Source organism: Stenotrophomonas sp. GL_111, from assembly GCF_057835245.1.
The window spans coordinates 2668169-2681257 of record NZ_CM174421.1; the positions used below are offsets into that span (position 1 = coordinate 2668169).

At 65.0% G+C, this 13089-nt stretch carries 5 protein-coding genes and 1 pseudogene; 4 read left to right on the forward strand and 2 right to left on the reverse strand.

From position 1 onward, the window contains the following. Positions 1-24: 24 nt before the first annotated feature. Positions 25-4920 (reverse strand): annotated as a pseudogene (locus AC3IPM_RS11900) (NAD-glutamate dehydrogenase); the annotation flags it as partial. Positions 4921-5264: 344 nt separating this feature from the next. Between AC3IPM_RS11900 and AC3IPM_RS11905 the strand changes: the two are divergent. From AC3IPM_RS11905 to AC3IPM_RS11920, 4 genes are all read left to right on the forward strand, one after another. Further along, positions 5265-5924, forward strand: coding sequence for a TetR/AcrR family transcriptional regulator (locus AC3IPM_RS11905; RefSeq protein WP_489300052.1), 660 nt, complete (start codon positions 5265-5267; stop codon positions 5922-5924). Next, complete coding sequence (locus AC3IPM_RS11910) at positions 5924-7192, forward strand: efflux RND transporter periplasmic adaptor subunit (protein ID WP_489300053.1); 1269 nt, start codon at positions 5924-5926, stop codon at positions 7190-7192. The genes AC3IPM_RS11905 and AC3IPM_RS11910 overlap by 1 nt, the downstream gene beginning before the upstream one ends. Before the next feature lie 15 nt (positions 7193-7207). After that, positions 7208-10381: a multidrug efflux RND transporter permease subunit gene (locus AC3IPM_RS11915; RefSeq protein ID WP_489300054.1), complete on the forward strand. Its 3174-nt coding sequence runs from the start codon at positions 7208-7210 to the stop codon at positions 10379-10381. Between the two features lie 682 nt (positions 10382-11063). Beyond that, positions 11064-11804 (forward strand): hypothetical protein, encoded by a 741-nt coding sequence (locus AC3IPM_RS11920; protein WP_489300055.1) that lies wholly within the window; start codon positions 11064-11066, stop codon positions 11802-11804. 59 nt (positions 11805-11863) lie between these two features. Here AC3IPM_RS11920 and AC3IPM_RS11925 read toward each other — a convergent pair whose 3' ends face one another. Further along, positions 11864-13042 carry an acyl-CoA dehydrogenase family protein gene (locus AC3IPM_RS11925; RefSeq protein ID WP_489304120.1) on the reverse strand — a complete coding sequence of 393 codons (1179 nt, stop codon included), beginning with the start codon at positions 13040-13042 and terminating at the stop codon, positions 11864-11866. Between the last annotated feature and the right edge of the window lie 47 nt (positions 13043-13089).

Consider the following 13089-nt stretch of genomic DNA (forward strand, 5'->3'; position numbering starts at 1 on the left):
CCGGGCGGTGCCCGGTGTTACCGCTTACGCACCGTGCGCGGCCAGCTGGCCCAGACGCTGCACTGCCACCGATACCGTCGGGTAGTCGAGCGTCTTCTGCTCGGCCAGCTCCTGCAGCATCGACAGGGTGAAGCGCAGGCTGCTGTCATCGCGACCGATCCAGGCAGCGACCTTGGCTTCGGCCGTCGCGCCCTTCATCGACAGCACCTGCGCGGCCAGGTTGCGCTGGTGCGCAGCCAGCTCGTCGCGCAGCACGCCACGTGCCACCGCGTGCCAGCGGCCATTGACCTCCAGCGCGTCGATCTGCTCGAACAGCCACGGCAGCTGCAGGGCATCGCCCAGGCGGAAGTGGACCTTGGACACGTCCACCGGCTTGAGCTTGCGGGTACGCGCCAGTTCGATGATGTCGAACGCCGGCTCCAGGAACTGCAGTTCCGAGAGCTGCTGCGACAACGCCGGCGGCAGGCCCTTGTCCTTCCACTCCTGCACGCTGGCCTCGTAGGCCGGGCGCTGCAGGTCCGACAGCACACCCGAAGCGACACGGATGTCGTTGAAGGCGGCCTGGTAGCGGTTGACCGCTTCGGTGATGCCCGGCATCACGCCCGGGCGCGACAGCAGCCAACGCACGAACGAGCGCTGCAGCTTCCAGATCACTTCCAGCGCATCGATCTGCACCGACTCCGGCAGGGTGCCGTCGAGCGCATCGATCTGCGCCCACAGGGCACGCGCGTCCAGCGTTTCACGGCTGATCGTGTAGGCCTTGGCAACCTCGGCCACGGTGCGGCCGGTGTCTTCCTGCATGCGCATCAGGAAGGTGGCGCCCATGCGGTTGATGGTCTGGTTGGTCACGGCCGTGGCGATGATTTCGCGCTTCAGGCGGTGACGCTCCATCGCATCGGCGTACTTCTTCTGCAACGGCGTCGGGAAGTAGCGCTGCAGTTCCTTGGACAGGTACGGATCTTCCGGGATGTCCGATTCCAGCAGCTGCTGGAAGGCCACCAGCTTGGAATAGGACAACAGCACCGACAGTTCCGGACGGGTCAGGCCCTGGCCACGCGCCTTGCGTGCGGACAGCTCCGCATCGGAGGGCAGGAACTCGATCTGGCGATCGAGCAGGCCCTGCTGCTCCAGCGTGCGGATGAAGTGCTGCTTGGACCCCAGGCGCTTGACCGCCATCCGCTCCATCAGGCTCAGCGCCTGGTTCTGGCGGTAGTTGTCGTTGAGCACCAGCTCGGCGACCTCATCGGTCATCGAAGCCAGCAGCTTGTTGCGCTGCTCGACGGTCAGCTTCTTGGCCCGCACCACATCGTTGAGCAGGATCTTGATGTTGACTTCGTGGTCGGAGGTGTCCACACCGGCCGAGTTGTCGATGAAGTCGGTGTTGAGCAGCACGCCGGCCTGGGCGGCTTCGATGCGGCCCAGCTGGGTCATGCCCAGGTTGCCGCCCTCGCCCACCACCTTGCAGCGCAGCTCACCACCGTTGACGCGCAGCGCGTTGTTGGCGCGGTCGCCGACATCGCTGTGCTGTTCGGTGGACGCCTTGACGTAGGTACCGATGCCGCCGTTCCACAGCAGGTCCACCGGGGCCTTGAGGATGGCGCTCATCAGGTCGTTCGGCGACAGCGCCTTGACGCTCTCGTCCAGGCCCAGCACCTCACGCACCTGCGGCGTCAGCTCGATGGACTTCAGCGAGCGCGGGAAGATCCCGCCGCCCTTGCTGATCAGCTTGGCATCGTAGTCGGCCCAGCTCGAACGCGGCACGGTGAACAGACGCTCACGTTCGACGAACGTGGTGGCCGCATCCGGGTTCGGGTCCAGGAAGATGTGGCGGTGGTCGAACGCAGCGACCAGGCGGATGTGGCGCGACAGCAGCATGCCGTTGCCGAACACGTCGCCGGACATGTCGCCGACACCCACCGTGGTGAAGTCCTGGCTCTGGCTGTCACGGCCCAGGGCGCGGAAGTGGCGCTTGACCGACTCCCACGCGCCGCGTGCGGTGATGCCCATGCCCTTGTGGTCGTAACCCACCGAACCACCGGAGGCGAAGGCATCGCCCATCCAGAAGCCGTGCGCGATGGCCAGGCCGTTGGCGATGTCGGAGAAGGTCGCGGTGCCCTTGTCGGCCGCCACCACCAGGTACGGGTCGTCCATGTCGTGGCGGACCACGTCCACCGGGTGCACGATCTTGTTGTTGACGATGTTGTCGGTGATGTCCAGCAGGCCCTGGATGAACAGCTTGTAGCAGGCCACGCCGTTGGCGAACACCGCATCACGGTCGCCGTTCACCGGCGGGGTCTTGGCGAAGAAGCCGCCCTTCGCACCGACCGGCACGATGACGGTGTTCTTGACCATCTGTGCCTTGACCAGGCCCAGTACTTCGGTACGGAAGTCTTCGCGACGGTCCGACCAGCGCAGGCCACCACGGGCCACCGCACCGAAGCGCAGGTGGGTACCTTCCACGCGCGGGCCGTACACGAAGATTTCGCGGTACGGGCGCGGCTTGGGCAGGTCCGGCACCAACGCCGAATCGAACTTGAAGCTGATGACATGGCCGTGCTGGCCCTGCGCATCGGTCTGGTAGTAGCTGGTCCGCAGGGTCGCGTCGATCACGCCCATGAAGGAGCGCAGGATGCGGTCCTCGTCCAGGCTGGACACGCGGTCCATCAGCTTGAGCAACGCATCGCGCGCGGCATCCATCTGCACCGAGCGGTCGCCCTTGCGGGCGTCGACCACGGTCTTGAGCACCTTCAAGGTGGCCTCGTCGCCGCCGGCAAGCACGGTCAGGTGCGTGCGCAGCTGGGCCTGGCCCTCGGCGATGGCGTCCTTGCTTTCATGCCCGGTGGCCGGGTCGAAGCGGGCTTCGAACAGTTCCACCAGCAGGCGGGCCAGCAGCGGGTAACGAGTGAAAGTGCCTTCCACGTAGGCCTGCGAGAACGGCACGCCGGTCTGCAGCAGGTACTTGCAGTAGCCACGCAACATGGCGACCTGGCGCCAATGCAGGCCAGCGGCCAGCACCAGGCGGTTGAAGCCATCGTTCTCGGCATCGCCGTGCCACACGCGGGCGAAGGTTTCGCCAAAGGCGGCATCCACGCTCGGCGCATCGATCGCACCGGCCACCGATTCCACTTCGAAGTCCTGCACGTACACCGGCGCGTTGTCCACCGTGAGGCGGTACGGACGCTCGGCGATCACGCGCAGGCCCATGTTTTCCATCATCGGCAGCGCGTCCGACAACGGGATGTCATCGAGCTGGCGGTACAGCTTCAGGCGCAGGCCATCACCGCCTTCGCGCTGCACGGCCTGCAGGCTCAAGCGCAGATCGTCCGGGCCGGTCAGCGCATCGAGCTGGCTGACGTCGTTGGCGGCGATCTCGGTGCTGGAGTCTTCGATGTAACCGGCCGGCAATGCCTTGCCGATACGGGCGGCGATGCGCAGGCCTTCGCTTTCACCGTGGCGGGCAACCAGCGCTTCGCGCAGGTCATCCTGCCAGTTGCGCAGCACCTGGGCCAGCTTCTGTTCCAGCGCGCTGGTGTCCACTTCCAGGGTCTGCCCGGCCTTCGGACGCACGATCAGGTGCACCTGGGCCAGCGGCGACTCACCGAGCACCACCGAGCTGTCCACGTACTCGCCCTGCAGGGCGTCCTTGAGCATGGCTTCGATGCGCAGGCGCACATCGGTGTTGAAGCGTTCGCGCGGCAGGTAGACAAGCGCGGAGATGAAGCGGCTGTACTTGTCGCGGCGCAGGAACAGGCGGCTGCGCACGCGCTCCTGCAGGCCAAGCACGCCCATGGCGGTGCGGAACAGTTCGTCCTCGCTGGACTGGAACAGCTCTTCGCGCGGCAGGGTTTCCAGGATGTGGCGGAGGGCCTTGCCGCTGTGGCTGCTCGGTGCCAGGCCAGACTGCGCCATCACGTATTCGTGGCGCTGGCGCACCAGCGGGATCTCCCACGGGCGGCGGTTGTAGGCGCTGGAGGTGAACAGGCCCAGGAAGCGCTGCTCGCCGATGATCTTGCCCTTGGCGTCGAATTCCAGCACGCCGATGTAGTCCATGTAACCGGAGCGATGCACGCGCGAACGGGCATTGGTCTTGGTCAGGATCAGTGCGTCCTTCAACCCGGTGGTGGCGTTGAGGCCCTGCGCGGCCAGCGTCTTGACCGGGCGCGCAGCCGACTTGTCCTTGCCGGCCATCAGGCCCAGGCCGGTGTCGTTGAGCGGGGCCAGCACGTCTTCCTTGCCCTGCTTCTCGACGCGGTACTCGCGGTAACCGAAGAACGTGAAGTGGTTTTCAGCGGCCCAACGCAGGAATTCCTGCGCTTCGCTGCGCGAGGCGGCATCCACCGGCAGCTGCCGGGTGCCGAGGTCGTCGGCCAGGGCCAGCGCCTTGCTGCGCATGGCGTCCCAGTCGCGCACGATCGCACGCACCTCGTCCAGCGCCTTGCCGATGGCCTTTTCGATGTCGGCCATGGATTCGGCCGGCTGGCGGTCGATCTCCATCAGCATCACCGATTCGGCGGTGCCTTCGCTGACCTTGCCGAGCTTGCCGGCCTTGTCGCGGGTGAAGCGGATCACCGGGTGACCCAGCACATGCACGCCAATGCCATGCTCGGCCAGCGCCATGGTCACCGTATCGACCAGGAACGGCATGTCGTCGTTGACGATCTGCAGCACGGTGTGCGGCGATTCCCAACCGTTGCTCTTCAGCGTCGGGTTGAACACGCGCACATTGGCCTTGCCGGACTTGCGTACACGCGCGAATTCAAGCGTGTCCGCCGCCAGTGCGGCCCACTCCTCAGCGGTGTGGTGCGGGAACTCGTCCGCCTCCATGCGCTTGTAGAAGTCGGCGGCAAAAGCCACTGCCTCGGCCTGCCCGGCCGCCGGGTAGCGCTTGCGCAAGGCCGTGTACACCGGCTCCAGCGAGAAGCCCACTGGCGAAACAGTCTGCGTATCGGCTGGTTTGGATTTGTTTTTCACGGTCTTGGCTGCTGGTTTTTGCGGTTTCATGGCAGAGCGGTGCGTGTTGCCCAGTTGGGAAAATGAAATTGTAGGCCTACCGCACAAAAATACCTTGCTGCAGGACGGAATAAGCGCAATCGGGTTGGGTGCCGTTTACATCGGCCCGGTCAATTCGGTGATGTATGGAGCGTGATGTCGGACATGCCCGCAGCGAAGCATCGGCCAATGCTGTGGCAACTTGATGTTGGCGATCAAAAACCAACAGAACACAAGACTTCTCCAATTCTGAACTGGACGGTATAGTCCACCGCGTGACTCCCCCACACCCCGCCGCCAGCACACTGGATGCGCGCGATCACCGCGTGTTCGATGCCGTGCGTGACCTGCTCGCCACCCAGGGCATGCAGATGAGCATGGAATCGGTGGCCCAGCAGGCCGGCTGTTCCAAGCAGACCCTCTACAGCCGCTACGGCAGCAAGCAGGAACTGCTGCGCCGGGTGATGCAGCGGCACGTATGCCGCGCCACCGCCGGGCTGCGCGCGTTGGACGGTGAAGACCTGCGCGGCAGCCTGCTGCAGTTCGCCACCGACTACCTGGACCATTTCAGCCAGCCGCATGTCGGCCAGGCCTGCCGGCTGATCGCCGCCGAATCCGGCCAGTTCCCGCAGGAGGCCCGCACCCTGTACCGCGACGGCGCCGGGGCACTGGCCGTTCACCTCGCTGAATGGCTTGCAACCCGGGTCGAGCGCGGCCTGTTGAGGCATGACGACCCGCACTTCATGGCTGAACTGCTATTAAGCATGATCGCCGGGCTGGATTTCGAGAAACAACGCTTCCACACCCCCCACCGCGATGACGCGACACTGCGCCATCGCTGGGCCGAATTCTCCGTTGACAGCTTCCTGCGCGCGTTCGCCACGCCGGAAGCTGCCACGGCACCGCATTCAAACCAACACCGGAGTTTTTCCTGATGATCGCCCCACTCCGCACCCTCGCCCTGACGTGCGCAGTCGCCGTTGCGTTGACCGCCTGCAAGAAGCCAGAGCAGCAGATGCCCCCGCCGCCGGAAGTGGGCGTGATCGAAGCCAAGCCGCAGACCCTGCCGCTCCAGCGTGAGCTGGTCGGCCGGCTGTCGCCGTACCGCAGCGCCGATGTCCGCGCCCGCGTGCCCGGCGTGCTGCTCAAGCGGGTTTACCAGGAAGGCAGCGAGGTCAAGCAGGGCCAGGTCCTGTTCCTGATCGACCCGGCTCCCCTGCGCGCCTCGCTCAATGCCTCGCAGGCTTCACTGGCCTCGGCCCAGGCGACCTATGCCAACGCCAAGGCCGCCGCCAACCGGGCGCGCTCGCTGGCCCCGCAGAAGTACGTCTCCAAGTCCGACCTGGACGCGGCCGAAGCGGCCGAGCGCACCGCCGCGGCCGCCGTGCAGCAGGCCCAGGCCAGCGTGACCAGCGCCAAGATCAACCTCGGCTATGCCGAAGTGACCTCGCCGATCAGCGGCCGTGCCGGCAAGCAGCAGGTCACCGAAGGCGCACTGGTCGGCCAGGGCGATGTGACCCTGCTCACCACCGTGGACCAGCTCGACCCGCTGTACGTGAACTTCTCGATGAGCGTGGACGAACTGACCCAGCTGCGCGCCGCGCAGGCCAAGGGCCAGCTCGCCCTGAGCGGCGACGGCAAGTCGACCGTGCAGGTCAAGCTGTCCGATGGCACGGTCTACGACCAGCCGGGCACGCTGGACTTCTCCTCGACCACGGTCGACCCGGCCACCGGCGCGGTTTCGCTGCGCGCGGTGCTGCCCAACCCGCAGCAGATCCTGCTGCCGGGTGCCTTCGTGAGCTTCCAGGCCACCCTGGGTGAGCGCAACAACGCCTTCCTGGTGCCGCTGCAGGCGCTGCAGCGCGACACCACCGGCGGCTACGTGCTGGTGGTGGGCAAGGATGGCAAGGTCGCCCGCAAGAACGTCAAGACCGAAGGCCAGCAGGGCAGCAACTGGCTGGTCAGCGGTGGGCTGGATGCTGGCGACCAGGTGATCGTGGCCGGCGTGCAGAAGGTCAAGGAAGGCACCCCGGCCAAGCCCGCCCCGTGGAACCCGGCCGCCGCCAATGGCAACGGCCAGGCGCCAGCGGGCGCTGCACCGGCAGGGGCTGCCCCGGCCGCCAAGCCCGCCGCCGCCGCGCCGACCGACGCCGCTGCCGACAAGGCAGACGCCGCGCCGGCCGCCGAACCGACCAAGCAGTAACGGGAATCCTCCGTCATGCCTAAATTTTTCATTGAACACCCGGTATTCGCCTGGGTGGTCGCGATCCTGATCTCGCTTTCGGGCGTGATCTCGATCCTGGGTCTGGGCGTGGAGTCCTACCCGAGCATCGCACCGCCCCAGGTGACGGTGAGCGCCACCTATCCCGGCGCCAGCGCCGACACCACCGAAAAATCGGTCACCCAGGTGATCGAGCAGCAGCTGACCGGTATCGATCACCTGCTGTATTTCAGCTCGTCCTCGGCCTCCAACGGCCGCGCCTCGATCACCCTGACCTTTGAAACCGGTACCGATCCGGACATCGCCCAGGTCCAGGTGCAGAACAAGGTGTCGCTGGCCACCCCGCGCCTGCCCACCGAAGTGACCCAGCAGGGCGTGGTGGTGGCCAAGGCCAACGCCGGCTTCCTGATGGTGGTGGCCCTGCAGTCGGACAGTGCTTCGATCGACCGTGACGCGCTCAACGACATCGTCGGTTCGCGCGTGCTCGACCAGATCTCGCGTATCCCCGGCGTCGGCAGCACCCAGCAGTTCGGTTCCGAGTACGCCATGAACATCTGGCTCAACCCGGAAAAGATGCAGGGCTATGGCCTGTCGGCAACCCAGGTGCTGGCGGCGATCAAGGACCAGAACGTGCAGTTCGCGGCCGGCTCGCTCGGCTCGGACCCGTCCCCGGCCGGCCACTACTTCACCGCCACGGTCTCGGCCGAAGGCCGCTTCAGCTCGCCCGACGAGTTCGAGAACATCATCCTGCGCGCCAATACCGACGGCTCGCGGGTGATGCTCAAGGACATCGCGCGGATTGCCTTTGGCGCCAACAACTACGGGTTTGATACCCAGTACAACGGCAAGCCGACCGGCGCCTTCGCGATCCAGCTGCTGCCGGGCGCCAACGCCCTGAACGTGGCCGGCGCGGTCAAGGCCAAGATGGACGAGCTGGCGCCGAGCTTTCCGGCCGGCGTGAGCTGGTTCTCGCCGTACGACAGCACCACCTTCGTGAAGATCTCGATCGAGGAAGTGGTCAAGACCCTGATCGAAGCAGTAGCACTGGTGTTCCTGGTGATGCTGATCTTCCTGCAGAACTTCCGCGCCACCCTGATCCCCACCCTGGTCATCCCGGTCGCCCTGCTCGGCACGTTCCTGGGCATGAGCATGATCGGCTTCACCATCAACCAGCTCACCCTGTTTGCGATGGTGCTGGCGATCGGCATCGTGGTCGATGACGCGATCGTGGTGATCGAGAACGTCGAACGCATCATGACCGAGGAGAAGCTGCCGCCCAAGGCGGCCACCCAGAAGGCCATGACCCAGATCACCGGTGCGGTGGTGGCCATCACCGTGGTGCTGGCGGCGGTGTTCATCCCGTCGGCCCTGCAGGGCGGTGCGGCCGGTGAGATCTACAAGCAGTTCGCGCTGACCATCGCCATCGCGATGGCGTTCTCCGCGTTCCTGGCGCTGGGCTTCACCCCGGCCCTGTGCGCGACGTTCCTCAAGCCGACCCACACCGACAAGCCGAACATCGTCTACCGTACCTTCAACAAGTACTACGACAAGATCAGCCACACCTACGTGGGCCACATCACCTCGGCGGTGCGTCACGCGCCGCGCTGGATGATCCTGTTCGTGGTGCTCACCGTGCTGTGTGGTTTCCTGTTCACGCGCATGCCGGGCAGCTTCCTGCCCGAGGAAGACCAGGGCTATGCGCTGGCGATCGTGCAGTTGCCGCCGGGTTCGACCAAGTCTCAGACCAATGAAGCCTTCGCGCAGATGCGCGGCGTCCTGAAGGACCAGGAAGGCTTTGAAGGCATGCTGCAGGTGGCCGGTTTCAGCTTCGTGGGCTCCGGTGAAAACGTCGGCATGGGCTTCATCCGGCTCAAGCCGTGGGACGAGCGCAAGGTCACCGTGCCCGAATTCATCCAGAAGATGAATGGTGCTTTCTACGGCATCAAGGAAGCGCAGATCTTCGTGGTCAACCTGCCCACCGTGCAGGGCCTGGGCCAGTTCGGCGGCTTCGACATGTGGCTGCAGGACCGCGGCGGCGCCGGCTATGAACAGCTGACGCAGGCGCGCAACATCCTGCTGGGCAAGGCAGGCGAAGAGACCGAGCTGCTCACCGGCGTGCGTCCGAACGGCCTGGAAAACGCCCCGCAGCTGCAGTTGCACGTGGACCGTGTGCAGGCGCAGACCATGGGCCTGTCGGTGTCGGATGTGTACAGCACGATCCAGCTGATGCTGGCCCCGGTGTACGTCAACGACTTCTTCTACGAAGGCCGCATCAAGCGCGTGACCATGCAGGCCGATGGCCCGTACCGGACCGGCGCGGAGTCGCTCAACAGCTTCTACACGCCGAGCAGCCTGCAGAAGAACGCCGACGGCACCCAGACGATGATCCCGCTGAGCAGCGTGGTGAAGTCCGAGTGGGTGTCCGCACCGCCGTCGCTGAGCCGCTACAACGGCTACTCGGCGATCAACATCGTTGGTTCGCAGGCACCGGGGCGCAGCTCGGGTGAGGCGATGCAGGCGATGGAACGGATTGTCAGCGACGACCTGCCGGCCGGCTTCGGCTACGACTGGTCGGGCATGTCCTACCAGGAAATCCTGGCTGGCAACGCGGCGACGCTGCTGCTGGTGCTGTCCATCGTGGTGGTGTTCCTGTGCCTGGCCGCGCTGTATGAAAGCTGGTCGATCCCGGTGGCGGTGCTGCTGGTGGTGCCGCTGGGTGTGCTCGGTGCGCTGGCGTTCTCGCTGGCCCGCGGCCTGCCCAACGATCTGTACTTCAAGATCGGCCTGATCACGGTGATCGGCCTGGCGGCCAAGAACGCGATCCTGATCGTGGAGTTCGCGGTGGAGCAGCGTGCGGCGGGCAAGACCCTGCGCGAAGCCACCATCGAGGCCTCGCGCCTGCGCTTCCGCCCGATCCTGATGACCTCGTTCGCCTTCATCCTGGGTGTGGTGCCGATGGCCATCTCCACCGGTGCAGGTGCCAACGCCCGCCACGCGATCGGTACGGGCGTGATCGGCGGCATGGTGTTCGCCACGTTCCTGGGCCTGTTGATGATCCCGGTGTTCTTCATCGTGGTGCGACGCATGCTCGGCGACAAGCTGGATGAACCGTCCAAGGAGTTCGTCGAACGGCAGAGCGAAGGCAGCGCCGCGCACCGTCCGGATCGTTGATCCGCACGTGCGGCAGGTGAGGACCGTTGGTCCTCACGCCCTGCAAAGCAAAAGCCCCGGAGCGATCCGGGGCTTTTTTGTGGCTCTTCTTCCATGGAAGGGGCGTCTCACTCCCAGATCAACAGCAGCGAGGGCCACTGCTGTCTTCGTTATGGGCCTGAGGCGAGCGCTGGGGCCCCAGCGATCTGCACCTCGGCGCCCTGGAGGGAAAAACGCGCCGTGCACTTCTTCCACAGATGGCAGAAGAAACTCTTCTTATCCGGACCCGGGCTCGCCAACGGCGGGGAAGATTCAATGTTCGTTTGCCGCCGTTGGTCAGGTGTTGCCGCTCCACACGAGCCCCTGCCTATGCGGAGAGAAAAACTTACTGTTGTGCGGAGGGGGCTGAGGTACAGGCCGTTGTCGCATTCAACACCTCTTGTCACGAGTGGTGAACTGAGCACATTTCAGCAGCAATTCCGCAAGTACAAAGGACGCGCCCCCAACGCCTTCATGAATCTGCGTTCCGCGCTCAGGAGAAACCATGATGCTCCATAGATACGCTTCAGCGTGCACATTGACATGCTTGCTGTTTCTGCAACTGCTTCTTCCTTCCCAGGCGCACTCAGCAGGTGTGGTTGTCTGCGACTCCTGTTTGAACCCGCGGCAGTCAGCGCTCGAGTCCGGCTCAGGAACCACCATCGTGGTCGACTTCGCCAATCTACGGCTGTATGGCTACGAAGTGGAGTACGACCGTGAGTTCAAACGCCACCGCGCGGTTACCACCGCCATCCCGGCACCGGTCACGGATGCTTTCAATCGCATCATGGCGTTGGCCCAAGCGCCGATCCAGGGGCATGGAAGTGCGGTGGAACGAGCAGGCGGAAAAGGCGCTGTTGTACCGGTCCACCCAGATGACCCCGGCGCGGCGAACGGCCTCACATTCCCGGATGACCTGAAAGGAATCAACGCATACGACGTCCTCCAGTCCGCAACAACCCGTGGAAAACTGGAGACCAGCTTCGGCGCCGCTTTTTCCGGGGCCAACACACACAGTCCGGTGTGGAACTCACTGGCCACTACGCTATCTTCAGTTGGATTGAGCTTTGTCAGCAGGCTCTTCGGTGTCGAGTCGGTGACCTACGTCATTACCTGGCGGGATGGTTCGCAGACACGGTTGGTCATAACACCCAGTTCCGTAGATACTGCCCGCTATGTCGAGGGTCATAGCAGGGACGCTCAGGGACAACCAATTCCGGATGCGGCAGCCACAGGTAGTGGGGCGGGGAGCATGTTCAGCGGCTCCTATGAGTTCCAGGACCGGCACGCACTGGAGCGTTGGATCCAAACCGCCCGGCTCTACGGTGTTTCCGTCATCGACGGGGGCGGTAGCCGGATGCAGTGCCGCTGGGATGGCCAAACGCTTACCTGCGAGACCGGCTGAAAGCCCCGGCAACCCCGCATCGTTGACGACGACACCGCATGGTGCCGTCGTCATGTGGATCAGCGCAGCCCGGTCTCGTTGCGCGCGATCACCAACCGCTGGATCTCCGAAGTACCTTCGTAGATCTCGGTGATCTTGGCATCACGGAAGTAACGCTCCAGCGGCATTTCCTTGGAGTAGCCCATGCCGCCGTGGATCTGCACGGCCTGGTGGGTGATCCACATCGCCGCTTCCGAGGCGGTCAGCTTGGCGATGGCCGCTTCATTGCTGAAGCGCTTGCCCTGGCCCTTCACCCATGCCGCGCGCAGGGTCAGCAGCAGGGCTGCATCCAGCTTGCACTTCATGTCGGCGATCTTGGCCTGGGTCATCTGGAAGGTGCCAATCGCCGCGCCGAAGGCCTTGCGGTCCTTGACGTATTCCAGGGTCGCCTCATAGGCGGCACGGGCGATGCCGATGGCCTGCGAGGCGATGCCGATACGACCGGCGTCGAGCACGCCCATGGCGATCTTGAAGCCCTCCCCTTCCTTGCCCAGCACGTCGTCGGCGCTGGCCACGTAGTCCTGGAACTCGATTTCACAGGTGGCCGAGGCGCGGATGCCCAGCTTCGGCTCGGTCTTGCCGCGGTGGAAACCGGGCTTGTCGGTGTCGATCATGAAGGCGGTGATGCCACGCGCGCCCAGATCCGGATCGGTCATCGCAAACAGCACGATGTACTTGGCGACCGGGCCGGAGGTGATCCAGCTTTTCTTGCCGTTGATGACATAGGTGCCATCGGCCTGCTTGAGCGCGCGGCAGCGCATCGCGGTGGCGTCCGAACCGGACTGCGGTTCGGTCAGCGCGAACGCACCGATGGCCTCGCCTTCGGCGATGGCGCGCACGTACAGCTGCTTCTGCGCTTCGCTGCCGTGGGTGAGAATGCCGTTGCAGAACAGCGAGTTGTTGACCGACATGATGGTCGAATGCGCGGCGTCGCCGGCGGCGACCTCCACCATCGCCAGCACGTAGGCAATCGGGTCCATCCCGGCGCCGCCGTACTCGGCCGGCACCTCGATGCCCATCAGGCCGTTTTCGCCCAGCAGGCGGATGTTGTCCAGCGGGAATTCGCCGGTGCGGTCATGGTGCTCGGCGCTGGGCGCGATCTTTTCCTGCGCGATACGCCGTGCGACGTCCTGCAGCATCAGCTGCTCTTCGGTGAAACTGAAATCCACAACACCCTCCCGGGAAAATGGTGAGGCGATTGTACCGGGGGCCAGCGAATCCCGGCTGACTTGACCGCGGGGTAGAC

Coding starts and splice junctions, on each gene's coding strand:
- AC3IPM_RS11910 (WP_489300053.1), top strand. CDS start 5,924: ATGATCGCCCCACTCCGCACCCTCGCCCTGACGTGCGCAGTCGCCGTT.
- AC3IPM_RS11915 (WP_489300054.1), top strand. CDS start 7,208: ATGCCTAAATTTTTCATTGAACACCCGGTATTCGCCTGGGTGGTCGCG.